Below are 21,350 nucleotides of genomic sequence, written 5' to 3' on the forward strand. Positions count from 1 at the left end.
CCCGCGCGATCCGCAAGCTGTTTCCGGCCCCGCGGCGGCATTGGGCGGCTCCCCGCGGCGGGGGCGCCAAAAAGCCTGTCGGGAACCGCAATCCCGTGATCTGCATGCTGTTGTGCGGGTTGCACGACCCCGCCGCGCCACGCGCCGCGCCCGCTCCGCCGCGACACTCCGTCCCCGCCCCCCGCTCCCTCCGATACCGGCCGCAGAGTTCCGCTCATGAACCCCACCCACTCGGTCCCGCTGGTTCTTCTTTCCCTCGCCATCGCCATCGTGGCCTCGTACGCCGCGCTGGTGCTGGCGGGGCGCGTTACGGCGTCCCGCGGGAGCGCCCACCAGCGATGGCTGGTTGCGGGCGGGATCGCGCTGGGCACGGGGATCTGGAGCATGAACTTCGTGGGCCTGCTCGCGTTGCGCCTCCCCGTCCCCATCGGCCACGACGTGCCGGATTCGGTGTTCGCGCTGATGGTTGCGATCGCCGCTTCGCTGGTGGCGCTGCACACGGCCACCGGCCCCACGCTCCCCGGCCGGCGCTTCGGGATCGCCGGGCTGGTGATGGGGGCGGGGTTCACGGGAATGCTGTTCCTGAACCTTTCGGGGATGGACGGCCCGGTGGTGGTGCACTTTGAACCCGAGCGGGTGCTGCTTTCCGGGCTGGTCATCACCGTCGTTTCCCTGTGCGGCCTGTGGGTGGCGTTTCACCTGCGCGATCCCGAAGACCGCCGGCCGGAGTGGCAGCGCGGCGCGGCCTCGGTGGTTCTGGGCTGCGCCGTGGCGCTGGCGCACCACACGGGCACCTTTGCCGCGCGCTTCGGGGCCGTCGGCGCCGCCCTGCCCGTGCCGCGCGACTTCGTGCCGGGCAACACGGCGCTGACCACGGCGGTGGCGCTGGCGGCGGGCACCCTGCTGCTGCTGGCCGTGTACGGCGCGCGCATCGACCTGCGCGCGCGCACCCACGCCGCGGTCGTGCTGGAGCGCATCACCGACGGCTTTCTGGCCTTTGACCCCGGCGGGACCTGCACCTACGCCAACCGCGCCGCCGAGGAACTGCTGGGGCGCCCGCGGCAGGCCATGCTGGGACGGCGGCTGCACGACATCATTCCCGGCGCGGAAAACTCGGCGCTGGAGCAGGCGTGCCGCCGCGCCATGGCGGAGCAGGCGACCGCCAACGTGGAGGAGTTCAACGACGCGCTGCAGCTGTGGCTGGAGGTGCACGTGTATCCGTCGGACGACGGGCTGTCGGTCTACGTGCGGGACGTGACCTCGCGCCGGAAGGCCGGCGACGCGCTGCGCCGGCGCGAGCAGCAGCTGGCCGACGCGCAGCGCATCGCCCAGCTGGGAAGCTGGGAGAGCGGCGGGCCGGGCACCCCCATCACCTGGTCGCGCGAGGCGTACCGCATCTTCGGGCAGGACCCGGAAACATTCGTGCTCACGCGCGAAAGCTACATGGCGTGCGTGCACCCGGACGACCGCGAGCGCATTCAGGCGGAGTTCGCGCGTGCGGCGGCCACGGGCGAGGAGTTCGGCTTTGAAAAGCGCATCGTGCGCCCCGACGGCGAGGTGCGGGTGATCTTTGCCCACGGCACCGCGGCCGTGGACCCCACGGGCGGGCCGCCGCGCTTTACCGGGACGGTGCAGGACATTACCGACCGCAAGGCGGCCGAGCAGCGGCTGCGCGAAGCCGACCGCATGCTGGACGCGGTGATCCAGTCGTCGCCGCTGGCGGTGATGGCGGTGGACACCGCCGGGGCCGTGACCCTGTGGAACCCCGCGGCGGAGCGCGTCTTCGGGTGGAAGGCGGACGAGGTGCTGGGACAGCCCGTGCCCGTGATTCCGGAAGAGCAGGGCGAACTGCTGCGCACGCTGCTGGCGCAGGGCCCCGCCGCGCCCGGGATCCGGCTGCGGGAGCTGCAGCGGCGGCACCGGGACGGGCGGATGGTGGACGTGAGCCTTTCCGCCGCGCCGCTCATGAACCCGGGGGGCGAGGTGGCCGGCGCGGTGGCCATCGTGGCCGACAACACCGCCCAGCGCGCCGCCTCCGAGGCGCTGCGCAACAGCGAAGAGCGCTTTCGCGAGCTGGCGGAAAACATCCGCGAGGTGTTCTGGATCAAGGGCCCGGGGGACGGCCCGGTGCTGTACGTGAGCCCCGCCGCCGAGCAGGTGTGGAACATGTCGCCGGACACGCTGATGGGCGATCCGGATCGCTTTCTGGCAAAGGTGCACCCCGACGACCGCGGGACGGTGCTGCGCGCCCGCACCGCGGTGCAGGCCGACGCCACCGAGTTCGAGTACCGCATCGTCCGGCCGGACGGCGAGGTGCGCTGGGTGCGCGACCGCGGCTTTCCCGTGCGCGACGCGGCCGGCGCGGTGGTGCGCGTGGTGGGCGTGGCCGAGGACATCACCGCCCGGCGCGCGGCGGACCAGGCGCTGCGCGCGGGCGAGCGGCAGGCGCACAAGATGGCGGAGCGCATGCGCGCCGTGGCCGCCGCGGCGGGCGCCACCATCGGCGCGCAGTCGCGCGAGGCGCTGCGCGACGTGCTGGCCGAGGCCGTCCGCCGCGTCATTCCCTCCGACACCTTCACCTTCGCCACGCTGCTGCCGGACGAGTGGGCGCTCTGGTACCTGGGCGACTACGACGCGGGGGTGTACGGCGGCAGCCGCCCGGTGCCGCTGGCGGGAACGCCGGGCGAGGGCGTGATCCGCGGCCGCCGCCCGCTGCTCATCCGGCGCTCGTCCGAGGCGGCGGCGCGGGGCGGCATCCTGTGGGGCACCGGGGTGCGCTCGGAAAGCAGCATCCGCGTCCCCATCCTGAGCGGCGGCGACGTGCTGGGGATGATCACCGTGCAGAGCTACACGCCGGAGCTGTACGACGAGCAGGACGTGGAGGTGCTGGAGGCGCTGGCCGCGCTGGCGGCCACGGCGCTGCGCAACATCCGCCTGCGGGAGGAGCAGAACGCCGCGCAGGAGGCGCTGCGCCGGAGCGAGGCGGACTACCGCGGGCTGTTCGAGAACGCGCACGACGCCATCCTCATCATCGACCCCGACGGCGAGCGGGTGCTGGACGTGAATCCGCGCGCCTGCGAGCTGTACGGCTATCCGCGCGAGCAGTTCGTGGGGATGGCCATGGAGGCGGTGTCGGTGGACGCGGAGATGGGGCGGGCGCGGGTGCTGGAGGCGCTCAAGCCGGGGGTGCCGCGGCACTTTGAGCTGGTGCAGCGCGTGGCCGGCGGGGCGGAGCTGCACGTGGAGGTGATCGCCACCGCGGTGCCGTACCGCGGCGGGCGGGCCATTCTGTCCATCAACCGCGACATCACCGAGCGCAGGCAGGCCGAGGACGCGCTGCGGGCGTCGGAGCTCAAGTTCCGCTCGGTGACGCACTCCGCCGCCGACGCCATCGTGACCATCGACTCCGAAGGGTGCATCGTGTCGTGGAACCGGGGCGCGGAAACCGTCTTCGGCTACTGCGAGGCCGAGGCGCTGGGGCAGGCGCTGGAGATCATGATGCCGGAGCGGTTCCGCGAAAGGCACCGCGCCGGGGTGCAGCGCATGGCGCACACCGGCGACCTGTCGCTGCAGGACACCACGCTGGAGCTGGTGGGAATGCGGCGCGACGGGACGGAGTTTCCGCTGGAGGCGTCGCTGGCGCTGTGGGATGTGGGGGGGCGCCGCTTTGCCACGCGCATCATGCGCGACGTGAGCGAGCGGCGGCGGAGCGAGGAGGCGCTGCGCCGCAGCCAGCAGAAGCTGGCGCAGGCGCAGAAGATGGAGGCGGTGGGGCGGCTGGCGGGCGGCGTGGCGCACGACTTCAACAACCTGCTCACCGTCATCGGCGGCAACGCGGACCTGCTGATTCTGGACCGCGGCGGCGACGACGACCTGTGCGAGCAGCTGGGGGAGATCAAGCAGGCGGCGGACCGGGCGGCGGCGCTCACCCGGCAGCTGCTGGCCTTCAGCCGGCAGCAGGTGCTGCAGCCCCGGCTGCTGGACCTGGACGCCGTCGTTTCCGGGATGCACAAGATGCTCAGCCGGCTGATCGCGGAGCACGTGGATGTGGTGCTGCGGCTGCACGGGTCGCTGCCGCCGGTAAAGGCGGACCCCACGCAGATGGAGCAGGTGATTCTGAACCTGGCCGTCAACGCGCGCGACGCCATGCCCGACGGCGGGCGGCTGCTGATCCGCACGGACGCGGTGCGGCTGGAGCAGCCGGAGCTGCGCGCCGGGTTCGAGCTTCCCGCGGGGCCGTACGTCGTGCTGTCCGTGACCGACACGGGGCACGGGATCGAGCCGGCGGCGCTGGGGCGCATCTTCGAACCGTTCTTTACCACCAAGGCCGAGGGGCACGGCACGGGGCTGGGGCTGGCGACGGTGTACGGCATCGTGCAGCAGAGCGGGGGATGGATCGACGTGGCCAGCGAGCCGGACCGGGGCACGCGGTTCGAGGTTTTTCTGCCCAGCGTGGCGGCGGAAGTGGACGCGCCGGAGGCCGGTGCCGGCGCGGGGACGCACGCCGCGCGGGGAAGCGGCACGGTGCTGCTGGTGGAAGACAACGCCGCCGTGCGCCTGGTGGGCTCGCGCGCGCTCACGCGCAGCGGCTACACCGTGCTGGACGCGGGGGACGGCGAAGAGGGGCTGAAGGTGGCCGCGGCCTACGACGGGCGCATCGACCTGGTGGTGACGGACGTGGTGATGCCGCGGATGGGTGGGCGCGAGCTGGCGCGGCGCCTGTCCGAGTCGCGGCCGGAGACGCGGGTGATCTTTACCTCCGGGTTCACGGAGGATTCGGTGCTGCGGCCGGAAACGTTCGAGCCCGGCGCGCACTTTCTGCCCAAGCCGTACGGACCGGCGGAACTGGTGAGGCACGCGATGGACGTGCTGGCGGAGGTGTAGGGCGGGGGAGGGGTGGATGGATGGTGGGTGGTCGATGAGGGTGGTGCGGGCGGCGGGCTTCGGTGAGCGTCCCCCGGCCTCGCAGGCCCCACCCCCGGCCCCTCCCCGTGCAAACTGCCGCACGGAGAGGGGAGAACGGCAACTCAGTTCGTTCTCGGACGATGATGTGCCGCCGGAGAGGGCCCCCTCCCCCCAGCCCCCTCCACCCGCTCCGCGGGAGAGGGGGAGCCGTTCGGCGCGGGCAGGACTTCGGCTCGCGGCGCCACCCCCGCTGGATGTTCTCCGCATGCATTTGAAGCCCCGATCGTGGACGCGACAGCGGCCGCGAGTCGGGGCTTTGCGCTGTTCGAGCGGCGGATTCATCCGCTCAACGGGCTCCGCGGGTCCGCGCACCGCCTCCATCTACGCTATCGCGTCCCCCGCATCCGCTCGCCGCGGCACTCTTCGTGTCACCGACCGGGCCATCCGCCACGCCCAACCCTCCCCCAGTCTTTTTTGGGGGAGGGTGGGCCGGTGGTGCCGGCCCGGGTGGGGGCCGCCCGTAGGCCCGCCCGTCGCGTCCGCGTCCTCCATCCCGCCATCCCCCGATCCACCTCTCCGACCCAGTCCACTGATCCACCTCCCCTGATCGGCCGGGATGATGAGGCCGGCACCCGTCGTCCAGATTCATCTTATCACCTTTGAAACTTATCTCCCCAAACGACTTGCAGGCGCACGGCCCCGCCGGCCCCATCCACGGGGCACCGCCGGGGCCGCACGGCATTTGTCAGAGGTATTGACAAATGAATTCCCGAAGCACAATTGTTACGCACGTCGAATTTGTAAGAAGTTCTTCCAATATGGCCCGCGTGACCCGGCGGCCCCGCCGCCCGCCCCCGAGCCCTGCCGGAAGCACAGTTCCACGACCCCGCATTGCCGTTACTCCGGAGGGTGTCTCGTACTCACCCCTGGCTTTCCACCCAGCCCGCCACAACGGCCGGCCGGCGTTTTTTTCCCGCAGTCACACCACACCCTGCTCTCGGAGGTTCTGCAATGCGATGGGCCAAGATCCTGACCCTGGTCGCGGTCCTGCTCCCCACTGGCGTGTTTGCCCAGGGGACGAGCCAGGTTACCGGCCGGGTCACCAGCTCCGAGGGTGAGCCGCTGGCCGGCGCCCGCGTGGAAGTGGTGGGCACTCCCACCGGCGCCGTCACCACGGCGGACGGACGGTACCGCCTGACCACGGTGCCCGGCAGCCACACGCTGCGCGCCTCCCTGCTGGGCCACGCGCCCAGCCAGCAGACGGTGACCACCACGGCCGGAGGCACCACCACGGCGGACTTCCGCCTGAGCGCGCAGGCGCTGCTGCTGGACGAAGTGGTGGCGGTGGGATACGGAACGCAGTCGCGCCGCAACGTGACCGGCGCCGTGGCCTCGGTCACGGCCGAGGAGCTTGAGGCGGCGCCCGTGACCACGCTGGAGCAGGGGCTGCAGGGCCGCGTGGCCGGCGTGCAGGTGGTGACGGGAAGCGGACAGCCCGGCGCGGTTTCGTCGGTGCGCATCCGCGGCGGCAACTCCATCAGCGCCGGCAACGACCCGCTGTACGTGATTGACGGCGTGCCCGTGAGCAACAACCTGGGCGAGTCCACCACGGGAACGCTGATGAGCCAGGCCATGCGCGGCCTGAACCCGCTGGCGGCCATGAACCCCGACGACATCGAGTCGGTGGAAGTGCTCAAGGACGCCTCGGCCACCAGCATCTACGGCGCGCGCGGCGCCAACGGCGTCATTCTCATCACCACCAAGCGCGGCCGGGCCGGCGCCAACACCGTCACCTTCGGCTCCTACTACGGGATGTCGGAAGTGCGGCGCACGCTGCCGGTGCTGAACGCGCGGGAGTTCGCCGGGCTGGTGAACACGGCGGCCGTGAACGCCGGACAGCCCCGCCGCTACACCGACGCCGAGATTTCGGCGCTGGGCGCGGGCACCGACTGGCAGGACGAAATCTTTCGCCGCGCCCCCGTGCGCAACGTGGAACTGGCGTTCTCCGGCGGCAGCGAGGCCACGCAGTACCACATCAGCGGCAGCCTGCTGCAGAACGACGGCGTGGTCATCGGCACCAACATGGACCGCGGCACCTTCCGCCTGAACCTGGACCAGCGCATCAGCTCCCGGCTGCGCATCGGCAACCGCCTGACCTTCAGCCGCTCGGTGGGCAACGTGCTCCCCAACGGCGGCGCCGGGCAGGAAGTGCCGTCGGTGGTGCTGAACGCCATCATGGCGCCCCCCACGCTGGCCCCGTACACGGAAACCGGCGAGTTCTTCACCGGCACCAACGCGCTGTCGGGCCGCATGTTCGCCAACCCGGTGGCCTCGGCGCTGCTCATCACCAACGAAGAAAAGCAGAACCGCGCCATCGGCAACGTGTTCGGCGAGCTGGACCTGGTGCCGGGGCTGGTGTTCCGCACCACGCTGGGGCTGGACTACCTGAACTCCACGCAGAACTTCTTTTCGCCCAGCAACACCTACCCGGGCGTCAACAACAACGGCTACGGCAGCCGCGGGCAGGCGCAGACCACCAGCTGGCAGAACGAGAACACGCTGCGCTACAACACCGCCCTGGGCGCGCACGAGCTTGACCTGCTGGGCGGCATGTCGCTGCAGCGCATCAACGCCGAGTGGGTGTCGGGCACCGGGCAGAACTTTTCCACCGACGCGCTGGCCGAGAACGGGCTGAACACCGCCGGAACGTTCGTGGGCGTGTGGACGGGTGCCCCACACTCGTCGCTGCTCTCGTACTTCTCCCGCGCCAACCTGAACCTGTCGGACCGCTACCTTGTGACGCTCACCGGCCGCGTGGACGGCTCCAGCAAGTTCGGCGAGGGGAACCAGTACGCCTTCTTCCCGTCGGCCGCGCTGGCCTGGCGCGCCTCGCAGGAAGACTTCATCCGCAACCTGGGGCTGTTTGACGACCTGAAGCTGCGGGTGAGCTACGGCCGCACCGGCAACCAGGACATCGGCAACTACGCCTCGCTGGCCACCCTGGGCTCCACCGTGTACGCCTTCGGCGGCAGCCGCGGCATCGGCTTCGTGCCCAGCACGCTGGCCAACCCGGACCTGAAGTGGGAAACCACCGACCAGCTGAACGCGGGCATCGACGCGGGCTTCCTGGACAACCGCGTGTCGGTGACGGCGGACTACTACGACAAGCGCACGCACGACCTGCTGCTGTACGTGCCCATTCCGGCGACGTCGGGCTTCGGCACCTCGCTGCAGAACGTGGGCGAAGTGCGCAACCACGGCTTTGAGCTGGGCCTGCGCACGGTGAACCTGACCGGCCCGCTGGGCTGGGAAAGCTCGCTGAACCTGTCGTTCAACCGCAACAAGGTGGCGCGGCTGGGCGTGGAGAACGAGATCCTGGCCCCGGTGGGCGTGGGCTCGGGCGCCAACCAGAACCCCACCATTCTGCGCGTGGGCGAGCCCACCAACTCGTTCTTCGGGTTCCGCTACGCGGGGATGGAGAACGGCCAGCCGGTGTACGCCGACCTGAACGGCGACGGGCAGGTGAACAACTCCGACCGCGAACTGCTGGGCAACGCGCAGCCGGACTACATCGGCGGCTTCAACAACCGCCTCACCTACGGCCCGCTGGACCTGAGCGTCTTCATCCAGTGGTCGGTGGGCAACGAGATCTACAACATCAACCGCGCCCTGCTCACCAGCGCCGCCGGCAACGCCAACCAGCTCAAGGACGTGCTGGAAGGCGGCGAGGGCATTCCCACGCCGCGCATCGGCAACACCTTCGACAGCCGGCCCTCGGACCTGTTCATCGAGGACGGCTCGTACGTCCGCGGCAAGAACATCCGCCTGGGCTACACGCTGCCGTACTCGGTGCTGCGCCGCGGCGGGCTGGGCAACGTGGACCACCTGCAGGTCTACGTGAGCGCGCAGAACTTCTTCACCGTCACCGACTACTCGGGCTTCGACCCGGAAATCACGGAGTACGCCGGCAGCAACCTGGCCCAGGGCTTCGACTTCGGATCGTATCCGCAGCCCCGCCAGCTGACCATCGGCTTTTCCGCCACCTACTGACCTCCGACGGAGCCAGGCACAAGACCATGACCAAGCAGCCTTTCTGGCGGAGCGCCCTGCGCCGGCTCGCCCTGGCGGGAATGATTCCCGCCCTGGCGGCCACGGCCTCCTGCGACAGCTTTCTGGATCCGGAACCGGAAGACATGCTCGCCCCCGACAACTTCTACAAGACGTCGTCGGACGCAGTGGCGGCGGTGAACGGGGTGTACGAGCAGCAGAAGTGGATGCACCAGCTGGCCTACTGGTACATGTCGGACGTGGCCACGGACGACATCGACGCGAGCCCCAACTTCGGCTCCGACGGCCAGCGGATGAGCAAGTGGACGTTCGACGCCACGGAGTTCCCCATGGGGGACGTGTGGGGGAACGGGTACAAGATCATCAACCGCGCCAACGCGGTGCTGGACCGGGTGCCGGGCATCACCATGGAAGCCCCGCTCAAGGCGCGGCTGCTGAGCGAGGCCCGCTTCCTTCGCGCGCTGGCCTACTTTGACCTGGTGCGCTTCTACGGCGACGTGCCGCTGCTGGTGCACGAGGTGACCTCGCTGGACGACGTGACGCCGTCGCGCTCGCCGGCGGACTCGGTGTACATGCTGATCGAGGCGGACCTTACGGAAGCCGCGGGCACGCTTCCGGCCCGCCACGAGGGCGCCGACGCGGGACGCGCCACCTCGGGCGCGGCGCTGGCGCTGCTGGCCAAGGTGCACCTGCAGCAGCACGAGTACGGGCCGGCGGCGCAGCGCGCCGCGCAGGTCATCAACAGCGGCCGCTACGGGCTGCTGGCCAGGTGGAAGGACGTGTTCGCCATCGGCAACGAGTTCCAGCCCAGCAACACCGAGAACATCTTCGAGCTCAACTACGACGGCACGCTGGACCCGGGCGCCGGGAGCGTGGTGACGCTGTTCGCGCTTCCCGCCACGTATCCGGGCGGCGACGCGTACGGGCTCATGTACCTGCCGGGTTCGGTGACGTCGCTCTTTGCGGCCAGCGACCAGCGCGGCCTGGGCAACACGTTCATCACGTCGCCGTACACGGACCGCACGGGGCGGGTGATCACCTTCTCCCTCCCGTCGCAGAACGGCATCAACAAGTACCTGGACGAGGGCGACACCCGCAACCGCACGCAGCGCGGCTGGGGCGCCAACGACAACAACTGGATCATCCTGCGCTACGCCGACGTGCTGCTGATGTACGCCGAGGCGGTGAACGAGGGCGGGGCGGCCAGCGGGATGTCGGCCGAGGCGGCGCTGAACATGGTGCGGGTGCGCGCCGGCATCGCCCCGGTGAGCGGGCTGGGCCAGGGCGGGCTGCGCGACGCCATCCGCGCCGAGCGCCGCCGCGAGTTCATCCTGGAGGGGCAGCGCTGGTTCGACCTGGCGCGCTACGGCACGCTGGAGCAGGCCATCGCCGCCAAGCTGGTGGAGATCGGCGCGCCGGCACACCCGCTGCGGGGCAAGCTCTTTCCGCTTCCCGCGGGCGAGCTGGACCGCAACCCCAACCTGGTGCAGAACCCGGGCTGGTAAGCGGCGCTGGGCGGAAAAAGGCGGGGCGCCCGTGGGCGCCCCGCCTTTCGCGAGCGTGAACGGATGATTTCCAAAGACCGGCGGGGCGGCCCGTGCACCGGGCCGCCCCGGACGTACCAGACACTCTGAATCGCTGGATTGAATGAGCGTGCAACTGCGGGAAGCGGCGGGCGTGGAGCGGGTCGCGTCGCCCGGGCCGGCTCCCGGGCCGCTGCTGCTGGCCGGCGACGTGGGCGGCACCAAGACGATGCTGGCCCTGGTGAACGGCGGGGGCGAGGTGCTGGCGGAAATGACCTTTGCCAGCCGCGACCACGCCGCGCCGGATGACGTGATGCGCGCCTTTCTGGGCCGCGTCTCCACCCCGGTGGACGGTGTGTGCCTGAGCGTGGCGGGCCCCGTGATCGACGGGCGGGCGAGCATTACCAACCTGCCCTGGGTGCTGGATGAGGAACGGCTGGCCGCGTCGCTGGGCACGGGGCCGGTGCGGCTGATCAACGATCTGCAGGCCACGGCGTACGCGCTGTCGTCGCTGCGCCCGGACCAGCTGTGCACGCTGCACCCGGGCGCGCCGGAGCCCTCCGGCACGCGCGCGGTGATCGCGGTGGGCACCGGGCTGGGCGAGGGCGCGCTGCTCAGCGACGGCGACGGGCGCGAGGCCGCGCTCCCCAGCGAGGGCGGGCACACCGACTTTGCGCCGCGCGGCGCCACGCAGCGCGGGCTGCTGACCTGGCTGCAGCGCCAGTACGAGCACGTGAGCTACGAGCGCGTCTGCTCCGGCCACGGCATTCCCAACCTGTACCACTACCTGCGCGCGCGCACTGGCATCGCCGAGCCCGCGTGGCTCACCGCGGCGCTGGCCGCGGCCGACGACCCCACGCCGGTGATCGCCGACGCGGGGCTGCGCGGCGCGTGCCCGGTAAGCCGGCGCACGCTTTCGCTCTTTGCCGCCATCCTGGGCGCGGAGGCGGGCAACCTGGCGCTGCGCACGCTGGCCACGGGCGGCGTGTTCGTGGGCGGCGGCATTCCGCCCAAGCTGCGGCCGGTGCTGCGGGGCCGCGCGTTCCGCGAGGGCTATCTGCGCAAGGGCGTGATGTCGGACGTGGCGGCGCGCTTTCCCGTGCACCTGATTCTGGAGCCGCGGGCCGCGCTGCTGGGCGCCGCGCGCTACGCCGCCGCCGCGCGCGTGTGATCGTGCGGGTGGATGACCCGCGGTTCGCCGCATTCCATCCACCCCCGCATCTCCGCCGCCCGGACGACCGTTGTCCGCGGCGGGCGATGCGCTGCATCCGGTCGATCCAAGGAAGCGCTGATCGGCATCGGCTGATCGGGCTTGGCCTGACGGGGTTGATCGATGGAGGCGGTTGATCGACTGGATTCGATCCATCGGCCTGATCGACTGGAGGCGACCGGATCGTCCTCGATCGACGGGCGCTTCTCCATCGACCGAATCGCCTCGATCGACCGAATCGGCTGAGTCCACTGATCGGCCCGGCGTCTCGATCAACCGGATCGTCCCGATCTGCAACACGACGGAGGGAGGCGCGTGAAGGAGACGCCGGCGGGCTCGTGCCGCGGCGCTCCACGGCCGGTGAAGCACCGGACGAACGCGCGCCTGCCCTGAACGGACGGTTCCCGCGTCTGCCCTCCCTGCCTCACCGGTGGCGGGGCGGGGCAGGGGGACCGCGCCCCACAACTCTTTACCGGTGGCTTGAACCCCGATCCCGGAGGCCCGTTGTCCATCCCTACCAGTACGGCCGCGCCCAGGCCCGCCGCCCGCGCGGGCACCGTGTCCGGCACGACCGACTACCGCACCGCCTTTGCGGCGGTCACCGGCCTGTTCTTCATCTGGGGCTTTCTCACCTGCCTCAACGACATCCTGATCCCGCACCTGAAAGGGGTGTTTGATCTGGACTACGTGCAGGCGGCGTTGGTGCAGTTCACCTTCTTTGGCGCGTACTTTCTGGTCGCGCTGCCTTCCGGCTGGCTGATCCGGCGGCTGGGCTACAAGCGCGGCATCGTGGCCGGGCTGGTGACGGCCGGCGTGGGCGCGCTTCTGTTTCTTCCCGCCGCGAACGTGCAGTCGTATCCGCTGTTCCTGCTTGCGCTGTTCGTTCTGGCGAGCGGAATTACGGTGCTGCAGGTGGCGGCAAACCCGTACGTGACGGTGCTGGGTGACCCGGCCACCGCCAGCAGCCGGCTTACGCTGACGCAGGCGTTCAACTCTCTGGGCACCACCGTGGCGCCGCTGGTGGGCGGCGCGCTGATCCTGGGCGCCACCGTGCCGGGGCAGTCCAAGGAAGCCGCCGCGCTGGCGGACGCGCGCGCCGTGCAGGTGCCGTATCTGGGCATTGCCATCGCGCTGTTCATCGTCGCCGGGCTGATGGCGGCGTTCAAGCTGCCGCGCATCTCGGAGATCGAGCGTGAGGCGGGCGGCGAGGTGGTGAGCGACCACATGCCCACCGGGCGCGCGTGGCACCGCAGCCACCTGGCGCTGGGTGTGGCGGCGATCTTCGTGTACGTGGGCGCCGAGGTGTCCATCGGCAGCTTCCTGGTGAACTTCTTTGCCCTGCCGGAAATCGCGGGGATGGACGAAAAGACGGCCGCGGGCTACGTGTCGTTCTACTGGGGCGGCGCCATGATCGGCCGCTTCGTGGGCTCGGCGCTGCTGCGGCGCTTTCGCCCCGGCATGCTGCTGGGCGGGTTTGCCGTGGGCGCCGCCGCCTTGACCGCGCTGGCCGCGGTGAGCAGCGGACAGGTGGCGTTCTGGGCGATTCTGGCGGTGGGCCTGTGCAACTCCATCATGTTCCCCACCATCTTTGCCCTGGCCATCGACAGTCTGGGCCCGCTGACCGGCGAGGGTTCGTCTCTGCTGGTGATGGCCATCGTGGGCGGCGCGCTGATCCCCGTGGCGTTCGGCGCCATGGCGGACTCGTCCGGGCTGCAGGCGGCTTTCCTGCTTCCCGCGCTCTGCTACCTGTACATCGTGTTCTACGGATTCCGCGGATCGCGCGTGAAGGGGAGGGCCGCGTGAGCGGGATGACGACGGGCCGGCTGGGAGTTGCGGCGCTGGTGGCGCTGGCGGCGTGCGGCGGCAACGGCGGCGGGGGCACCACGCCCACCGTTCCGCCGGTGCCGGTGGACACCACCACTGCGCAGGTGCGGGCGTTCGTAACCACGGGGAACCGCACGAAGTTCCTGGACAGCGCGGGCGTGCGCTTCACCACGGCGGCCGCGCCCGAGCTGGTGATCAACGTGGATACGTCGCGGACGTACCAGACCATGGTGGGCTTCGGCGCGGCGTTCACCGATGCGTCCACGTGGCTGATCCAGACGAAGATGCGGGCCGACCAGCGGCAGGGGCTGCTGAACGACCTGTTCAGCCCCACCAGCGGCCTGGGGCTGAGCTTCATGCGGATGACGATGGGCTCGTCGGACTTTTCGCGCGAGCACTGGTCGTACGACGACGCACCGGGCGGCGCGGACGATCCCTCGATGACGCACTTCAGCATTCAGCGTGACCGCGAGGCCATGCTGCCGGTGATTCAGCAGTCGCGCGCCATCAACCCGCAGATGATGCTGGTGGCCTCGCCGTGGAGCGCCCCCGCGTGGATGAAGACGACGCGCAGCATGATCAAGGGCCACCTGCGTCCGGAAGCGTATCCCGCGCACGCCAACTACTTCATCCGCTTCCTCAAGGCGTACCAGGCGGAAGGCGTGACGGTGCAGGCGCTTACGATTCAGAACGAGCCGCACTTCGAGCCGGACAACTATCCCGGGATGCGGATGGACCCGCCGGAGCGCGCGGCATTCATCGGCGGGCACCTGGGGCCGGCGCTGCAGCGCGAGGGATTGAACACGCTGATCTGGGACTGGGACCACAACTGGGACGAGCCCAACTCGCCGCTGGGCACGCTGAGCGACGCCACGGCGCGCGGCTACATCGACGGCGTGGCGTGGCACTGCTACGGCGGCGACGTGAGCGCGCAGAGCACCGTGCGCAACGCGCATCCCGACAAGGACGTGTTCTTTACGGAGTGCTCGGGCGGGCAGTGGGCCACCAACTTCGGCGAGAACCTGGTCTACTTTAGCCGCACGCTGATCGTGGGGACGACGCGCAACTGGGCGCGCGGCGTGGCGTTCTGGAACCTGGCGCTGGACCCGCAGGGCGGGCCGCACCTGGGCGGCTGCGGCAACTGCCGGGGCGTGGTCACGATCGACCCGGTGAGCGGCGGGTACGTGCGCAACGAGGAGTACTTCGCCCTGGCGCACGCCAGCCGCTTCGTGCGGCCGGGCGCGGTGCGGGTGGAGTCGGGGAGCGGGCTGAGCGGAATGGAGAGCGCCGCGTTCGTGAACCCCGACGGCCGCAAGGCGCTGCTGGTGGTGAACACGACCACGCAGGAGCGCACCTACGGCGTGCGGCAGGGCGGGCGGATGTTTACGCACACGCTGCCCGCGCAGTCCGTGGCCACGTTCACCTGGCGCTGATCCGCGGCGGGTGAAGGGCGGATCGCGGGCGGGCAGGTCCGCGATCCGCAGCGATCCAGGGACAACAGACAGCCCCGCGACGAGCATCGTCGCGGGGCTGGTTTGCGTGGTGGAGCTGTAGATGATGAGATGATGATGATCAGCCCCGATTTCCTTGGATGGCGATCAGCCTGGATGCAGTGGATGAGTATCGGGCCGGGAACGGAGGGTGGCGCGGCCGCGGGCGGGGGCCCTCACCCCGCTTGCTGCGCACGACGACCCTCTCCCACGAACGGATGTGGGAGAGGGAGCACACGGCAACGACGGTCTGTGGGCGACGGGGTTCGGTGAGCGTCCCCGGCCTCGCGGGCCCCTCCCCCGGCCCCTCCCCGTGCAAACTGCCGCACGGAGAGGGGAGAACGGCAACTCATCGCGTTCCGGATGGCGTGGCGCGGCCGGATGGGGCCCCCTCCCCCCAACCCCCTCCACCCGCTCCGCGGGAGAGGGGGAGCCGTTCAGCGCGGGGGCGGGTTCGGCTCGCGGCGCGGTGTGCCGTGGTGGTGTTCCCCGACGCAGTTGAAGCCCCGAATCGGACGCGCCAGCGGCCGGTGTCGGGGGTTAGCGCTGTTTGAGCGGCGGATTCATTCGCTCAACAGACTTCGCGCACATGCCGGTCTCCGCTCCACGCACCGAACCATCCGCCCTCCCCAACCCTCCCCCAGTCTTTTTTGGGGGAGGGTGGGCCGGTGGTGCCGGCCCGGGTGGGGGCCGCCGTGGAGCCCGCCAACCGAACGAAAACGGCCGGCTCCCCGTTCGGGAAGCCGGCCGTTGATGAGGCCCGGAAACGGGCCTCAGACTGCGTGGACGGGCGTCAGTACGTCAGCCCGAAGCCGAACGGGAAGAGCGGACGGTAGTCCGCGTCGCCCACGTTGATGGGGATCTGCGCCATGGATGCCGGCCAGCTGTACGACAGCTTGCCCGTGGGCTTGTACGCGCCGAACAGCACGTCCGCCACGCCGTCACCCTCCGTGCCCGGCAGCCACGCGGCCACCAGCGCGTCCGCCTGCTCCAGCACCGGGCCCAGGATCATCGGGCGCCCGGAAATCAGCACCACCACCACCGGAATCCCCGCCGCCTTCATCGCCGCCACCGAAGCCGCGTCCGCCGGGTCCAGCGACAGGTCCGCGCGGTCGCCCTGGCCCTCGGCGTAGGGCGGCTCGCCGATCACCACCACGCCCAGGTCCGCGCCCGCCGCGCCGGTGCCGTTCTGCGCGAACGTCACCTGCGTGCCGCTTCCCGCCGCCTTGCGGATGGCCGCCAGCACCGTCGTTCCGCCCGGCATCACCTCGCCGCTCTTGCCCTGCCAGTCCACCGTCCAGCCGCCGGTCTGGAAGCCCAGGTTGTCGGCGCTGCGGCCGGCCACGTGAATGCGGCGCAGGCCGGAGCGGATGGGCAGCGCGCCGCGATCGTTCTTGAGCAGCACCATCGACTCGCGCACCGCCTGCCGCGCCACCGCCCGGTGCTCGGCCGATCCAAAGCGCGAGCGCGCCGCCGCGTCCGGCTGCGGCGTCCAGCTGGGGTCCATCAGCCCCATCGCGATCTTGACGCGAAGGATGCGAACGACCGCGTCGTCGATGCGCGACATGGGCACCCGGTTCTCATTCACCAGCTCGGTGAGCAGGCGGATGAACTCCGGGTAGCGGTCCGGCACCATCACCATGTCCATCCCGGCGTTGATGGACTTTTCAATCGCCGTCTTGTAGTCCGGGTCGATCTGGTCCACCGCGCGGTAGTCGCTGATCAGGAAGCCGCCAAAGCCCAGCTCGCCCTTGAGCACGTCGGTGAGCAGGTAGCGGATGCCGGAGACCTTGACCCCGTTCCAGCTGTTGTACGAGGGCATGATGCTGCCCACGCCCGCGTCCACCGCCGCCTTGTAGGGGAAGATGTGGATGCGGCGCAGGGTGGCCTCGTCCATCCGCGCGTCGCCCTGGTCCAGGAAGCGCTTGTCCGGCCCGCCGGTGCCCATGCTGGTGGCGCCGTCGCCGGCGAAGTGCTTGGAGCTGGCCAGAACCGTGAGCGGATCGTTCAGGCTGCGCCCCTGCAGGCCGCGCACGGCCGCCTCGCCCAGCGTGGAGACGAGCTGAGGATCTTCGGAAAAGCCTTCGTACGTGCGGCCCCAGCGCTCGTCGCGCGGCACGCAGATGCACGGCGCGAACGCCCAGTTGGGGCCGGTGGCGCGCACCTCGTCGGCGGTGATCTGCCCGATGCGCTGCACCAGCTGCGGATTGCGCGTGGCGCCCAGCCCGATGTTGTGCGGAAAGACGACGGCGCCCAGCACGTTGTTGTGGCCGTGCACCGCGTCTACCCCGTACAGCAGCGGGATCTTGAGGCGCGTGCCCACCGCGATGCGCTGGTAGTTGGTGTACATCCCCTCCCAGTCGCGCGGGTTGTTGCCGGACGCCGGATCGGAGCTGCCGCCGCTGAGCACGGATCCCAGGAAGTACCGCTGCACGTCCGCGGGATCCTTGATGAATTCGTGGTCGGCCTGCGTCATCTGGCCGATCTTTTCCGCCAGCGTCATCTGCGCCAGCAGGCGGCGGGCCTGCGCGTCGTACGGCGCGAACGCGCCGGCGCCGCCCGCGCGGGCCGGGCCGGCGTTCTGGGCCGTGGAGCCGATCTGGCTGCCGGGAGTACACGAGGCGGCCGCGATGCCGGCTAGCGCCACAGACAGCATGAGCGCCGCCCGGGGCGGTGAGGAGAGCCGTGCGTTCATCGTGACAGGTGTTCGGGGAGGGGATTGCGGGGCTCCGCTGAATTTGGCAGAATCCCTGACAAATGAATTGCAGAACAGATACAGCGCTGTTGCCCCTTCCCGCAAGAGCCTTGTTGCGCCCCCGCCGCGGGACGCGATCCCCTCACCGGAAAACCGCACATGATCACACGGCACACGGCCGCCGCACTCGCACTGGCGGTGATGGCGGGGTGCACCCGCACGGACGGCGGAAGCGGCGTACCGGCCCCGCCGCCCGCGCCGCAGGTGCTGTTCGAGGACGAGTTCGCCGGGGCCGCGCCGGACCGCTCGCGGTGGACGGTGGAGGTGTGGGGCGGCTCGGTGAACAACGAGCAGCAGGCGTACGTGGACAGCGCGTCCACGCTGTACGTGGCGCGCGGCGCCCAGGCGGAGGGCGCGGGGGACGGCGCGGCGCTGGTCATTCACCCGCGCTGGCGGCCGGGGTTCGTGACGGGCGAGGGAAACCGGTTCGACTTCATCAGCGGGCGGCTGATTACGCGCGACCACTTTCAGTTCACGCACGGAACGGCGTCGGCGCGCATCCGGCTTCCGGCGGGGGCGGGGCTGTGGCCGGCGTTCTGGCTGCTGGGCGCGGGCGACTGGCCGGCCACGGGCGAGATCGACGTGATGGAGAACGTGGGCGACGCCGGGTGGACGAGCCAGGCGCTGCACGGGCCCGGGTACTCGGGCGACACGCCGCTGGCCAAGCGGTCGCCCTTTCCCGCGGGGCAGGACGCCACGGGATGGCACGTGTATACGGTGATCTGGGGGACGGCGTCCATCGTGTTCCTGGTGGATGGGCAGGTGGTGTACTCCGTCAACCGCGCGGAGGTGGAGCGCTACGGGCGATGGGCGTTCGACAATCCCAAGTTCCTGATCCTGAACTTTGCGCTGGGCGGCGGATACCCGGCGGCGGTGAACGGTGTGAAGGAGCCGTACTTCGGGCTGTCGGAGCCGGCGGTGCGCATGGTGAAGGCGGATGAGGCGCGGATGCTGGTGGATTGGGTGCGCGTCACGCGGTGATCTTCAGGGCGGCCCCCACCGGGCTCGTACTACTCGCCCACCTCCCCCAAAAAAGACTGGGGGAGGTTGGGGGCGGCGGAAAGTTGGGGCGCGGGAGGCGCAGTATCGTCCTGCGCGAAGTCTGTTGAGCGAATGAATCCGCCGCTCAAACAGCGGGAACCCCCGACACGACGCCCACAGGCGCCGTTCGGGGCTTCAACTGCATTGAGGCGCGACAATGCCCGTCCGCGGAGGCGGACATCGTGTTTTTCGAGGCGCGGTTTCAACCGCCGGGCGAGAGCGGCCGACCCACACCGTCATCTGCGCCCGCGCTGAGGTCTCCCCCTCTCCCGCTTGCGGGAGAGGGGGCCGGGGGGTGAGGGCTGCCCGCGGCGGCGCAAATGCCCGCTTATCCCGCGGATTTCCTCGCCAGGATCGCGCGCTGATCCCTCGCGTCGTGATGCGGTGTTGCACGGCCGTGACCGTCGCTGTAGGTTTTGTTTGAAGATGCAGCAAAAGACCCGGCCGCCCTCTTTCCCGGCGGCCGGGGTTGCGGAACCCCTGTCTCTGAGGGCTGCGATGCGCCGGATCGAGGTCGCGTTCGTGATGCTGGGCCTGTGCGCGCTGTGCGCGGCGGCCGGATGCGCCTCCGCCGGGCGCGCCGCCGCGCCGCCGCCCGCCGAGCGGACGATGCAGGGCATCATCGACGACCGCGTGGTTCCCCACCTGGAGCACTACTTCGAGCGGATCGCCGCGGAGCGCGGGGCGCTGGCCATCGACGGCGTGCCCGCCTTTTCGGAGAGCGACCACTTCGTCGGCGGCAAGGTGATCAGCAGCATGGCGTACGTGCTGGAGCGCACGCCGCGCGGCACGCCGGAGTTCGCGCGGCGGGTGGAGATGATGCGCGGCATCGTGGATTTCGTGTCTCGCCAGCCGGGCTACGCGACGTGGAACCACCTGTACGCCATCAAGGGGCTCCATCGGCTGGAGCGCGCCGGCCTGCTGGACGACGTGGCGCCGGACAGCATTCTCAACCGCCTGCGCACGCAGCTGGACTGGCGCGGATTCGTGGATCCCACGGACCTGCACCTCATCAACCTGCCCACCAACTACTACGGCGTGGCCTTCGGGATCGCGCGGTACCGCGAGCTGCTGGGGTGGGACCGGCCCGGCGACAGCGAGCGCATTCTGGCGAAGCTGCTGACGCACGTCCGCGAGTATTCGGCGGAGGGCTACATGGATGAGACGCCGGGCGACGGGCGCTTCGACCGCTACACCGTCCTCATCCCGTCGGAACTGGCGATTCTGCTCACGGCGACGGAAACGCCGGTGCCGCCCATGATCCGCGACATGCTGCGGCGCAGCAGCGAGATCGCGCTGCAGCTGGCGAACCCGCGCGGGGACGGCTTTCCGTACGGCCGCAGCATCGGGCTGTACGGCGATCTGGCGACGGTGCAGGTGCTGTCGATCGCGGCGCGGCTGGGCGTGCTGACGCCCGAGGAGAGCGCGGCGGCGTACGCGTACAACACGCGGATGGTGCAGAAGTACGCGGATTTCTGGATCGACCCGGCGATGCGCAGCGTGAACATGTGGGATCACGGGCGCCGCACGGACGAGTACCGCAACAAGGGCCGCATTCTGGGCGAAAACCTCAGCACCGCGATGCAGATCGTGGAGGCGGAGGAGGATTGGGAGGCGGCGGGATTCACCGGCGCGCCCTCGGCGGCGGCGCTGGACAGGTTTCTGGCGGGGCTGCCGCGCTACCGCCTGTTCCGCTTCAGCACGGGCGAGTACGAGCGCGCGCTGCTGATTGCGCGGAACGGCGGGCGGGTGATTGCGCTGCCGCTGATTTCGGGCGCGCGCGGCTACTACGCGTCCACGCCGTACCTGCCCGCGCCGGCGGCCGTGGGCTCGCTGGAGACGCCGCCGAACACGCAGCTGCCGCACCTGGTGCCGCGGTGGACGCTGGCGGATGGCGGGGCGCGGATGCCGGTGGTGTACATGCGCGCAATCCGGACGGAGGAGCGCGGGGATACGCTGTACCTGCGCGTGAGCCAGGACGCGCTGGCGCGCGTGGGAGACGCGGCGCCGCGGGCGGATTCGTCGATGTCGGTGAACACGACGTTCGTGTTCGCGCCCGGCAGCATGGAGCGGCGCGACGTGTTCCGCGCGGCGCGGCCGGTGACGGCGCGCGCGCTGGAGATGGAGTTCGTGACGGCCTCGAGTGGAGGTACGGCGCGCGGCGGGCGGGTGGAGTTCGCGGCGGGGCCGGTGGCATCCATCGAGGCGTGGGGCGCGGGCGAGCCGGTGGTGGAGGCACTGAGCGGGCCGCAGGCGCTGGGCGGGCCGAACGGGCCGCTACGCTCGCATGTGCGGTGGAATCGCGCGAACCCGACGCTGGGGGGCAGCGCGGAGGTGCGCTGGCGGATGACGTGGCGGTGAGTTGCGCTCCGCTCCGGAACTGGCGCCGGCGCTGAGTTTCTGTTGTCTGTACGACGACGTGACTCCATCGCGGAGCGATGTGGCGAGGTTCTACGGCGGCCCCCACCCGGGCCGGCACCACCGGCCCACCCTCCCCCAAAAAAGACTGGGGGAGGGTTGGGGGAGGCGGTCGG

10 protein-coding genes are annotated in these 21,350 nt (G+C 70.7%); 8 read left to right on the forward strand and 2 right to left on the reverse strand.

Annotated elements, in window-relative coordinates:
• The first annotated feature begins 216 nt into the window (after positions 1-216).
• From HNQ61_RS27135 to glk, 4 genes are all read left to right on the forward strand, one after another.
• A complete protein-coding gene (locus HNQ61_RS27135; protein WP_170038930.1) occupies positions 217-4,884 on the forward strand; it encodes a PAS domain S-box protein in 4,668 nt (1,555 codons plus the stop codon).
• A 1,032-nt stretch (positions 4,885-5,916) separates the two neighbouring features.
• The gene (locus HNQ61_RS27140) at positions 5,917-8,955 is read left to right on the forward strand and encodes a SusC/RagA family TonB-linked outer membrane protein (protein WP_170038928.1); all 3,039 of its coding nucleotides are present in this window, start codon (positions 5,917-5,919) and stop codon (positions 8,953-8,955) included.
• A gap of 26 nt (positions 8,956-8,981) precedes the next feature.
• A complete protein-coding gene (locus tag HNQ61_RS27145; protein ID WP_170038926.1) occupies positions 8,982-10,478 on the forward strand; it encodes a RagB/SusD family nutrient uptake outer membrane protein in 1,497 nt (498 codons plus the stop codon).
• A gap of 142 nt (positions 10,479-10,620) precedes the next feature.
• Complete coding sequence (glk, locus tag HNQ61_RS27150) at positions 10,621-11,667, forward strand: glucokinase (protein ID WP_205762086.1); 1,047 nt, start codon at positions 10,621-10,623, stop codon at positions 11,665-11,667.
• Here the strand turns inward: glk and HNQ61_RS28390 are convergent.
• Positions 11,643-11,918, reverse strand: coding sequence for a hypothetical protein (locus HNQ61_RS28390; protein ID WP_183685860.1), 276 nt, complete (start codon positions 11,916-11,918; stop codon positions 11,643-11,645). The genes glk and HNQ61_RS28390 overlap by 25 nt on opposite strands.
• A gap of 298 nt (positions 11,919-12,216) precedes the next feature.
• Between HNQ61_RS28390 and HNQ61_RS27155 the strand changes: the two genes are divergently transcribed.
• Both HNQ61_RS27155 and HNQ61_RS27160 read left to right on the forward strand, forming a co-directional pair.
• A complete protein-coding gene (locus HNQ61_RS27155) occupies positions 12,217-13,509 on the forward strand; it encodes a sugar MFS transporter (RefSeq protein ID WP_420816141.1) in 1,293 nt (430 codons plus the stop codon).
• A gap of 5 nt (positions 13,510-13,514) precedes the next feature.
• Positions 13,515-14,963 (forward strand): glycoside hydrolase family 30 protein, encoded by a 1,449-nt coding sequence (locus tag HNQ61_RS27160; RefSeq protein ID WP_170040451.1) that lies wholly within the window; start codon positions 13,515-13,517, stop codon positions 14,961-14,963.
• An 850-nt stretch (positions 14,964-15,813) separates the two neighbouring features.
• On the opposite strand, the gene HNQ61_RS27165 is transcribed toward HNQ61_RS27160, so the two are convergent.
• The gene (locus HNQ61_RS27165) at positions 15,814-17,715 is read right to left on the reverse strand and encodes a glycoside hydrolase family 3 protein (protein WP_170038924.1); all 1,902 of its coding nucleotides are present in this window, start codon (positions 17,713-17,715) and stop codon (positions 15,814-15,816) included.
• A gap of 159 nt (positions 17,716-17,874) precedes the next feature.
• On the opposite strand from HNQ61_RS27165, the gene HNQ61_RS27170 reads away from it, so the two are divergent.
• Positions 17,875-18,756, forward strand: a complete 882-nt coding sequence (locus tag HNQ61_RS27170; protein ID WP_205762080.1) for a glycoside hydrolase family 16 protein — start codon at positions 17,875-17,877, stop codon at positions 18,754-18,756.
• 558 nt (positions 18,757-19,314) lie between these two features.
• Complete coding sequence (locus tag HNQ61_RS27175) at positions 19,315-21,177, forward strand: hypothetical protein (protein WP_170038922.1); 1,863 nt, start codon at positions 19,315-19,317, stop codon at positions 21,175-21,177.
• The last annotated feature ends 173 nt before the right edge of the window (positions 21,178-21,350 follow it).

The sequence above is a fragment of the Longimicrobium terrae genome, from assembly GCF_014202995.1.
Classification (GTDB): domain Bacteria; phylum Gemmatimonadota; class Gemmatimonadetes; order Longimicrobiales; family Longimicrobiaceae; genus Longimicrobium; species Longimicrobium terrae.

Coding starts and splice junctions, on each gene's coding strand:
- HNQ61_RS28390 (WP_183685860.1), bottom strand. CDS start 11,918: ATGGAGAAGCGCCCGTCGATCGAGGACGATCCGGTCGCCTCCAGTCGA.
- HNQ61_RS27170 (WP_205762080.1), top strand. CDS start 17,875: ATGATCACACGGCACACGGCCGCCGCACTCGCACTGGCGGTGATGGCG.
- HNQ61_RS27135 (WP_170038930.1), top strand. CDS start 217: ATGAACCCCACCCACTCGGTCCCGCTGGTTCTTCTTTCCCTCGCCATC.
- HNQ61_RS27145 (WP_170038926.1), top strand. CDS start 8,982: ATGACCAAGCAGCCTTTCTGGCGGAGCGCCCTGCGCCGGCTCGCCCTG.
- HNQ61_RS27140 (WP_170038928.1), top strand. CDS start 5,917: ATGCGATGGGCCAAGATCCTGACCCTGGTCGCGGTCCTGCTCCCCACT.
- HNQ61_RS27165 (WP_170038924.1), bottom strand. CDS start 17,715: ATGAACGCACGGCTCTCCTCACCGCCCCGGGCGGCGCTCATGCTGTCT.
- HNQ61_RS27175 (WP_170038922.1), top strand. CDS start 19,315: ATGCGCCGGATCGAGGTCGCGTTCGTGATGCTGGGCCTGTGCGCGCTG.
- glk (WP_205762086.1), top strand. CDS start 10,621: ATGAGCGTGCAACTGCGGGAAGCGGCGGGCGTGGAGCGGGTCGCGTCG.
- HNQ61_RS27160 (WP_170040451.1), top strand. CDS start 13,515: ATGACGACGGGCCGGCTGGGAGTTGCGGCGCTGGTGGCGCTGGCGGCG.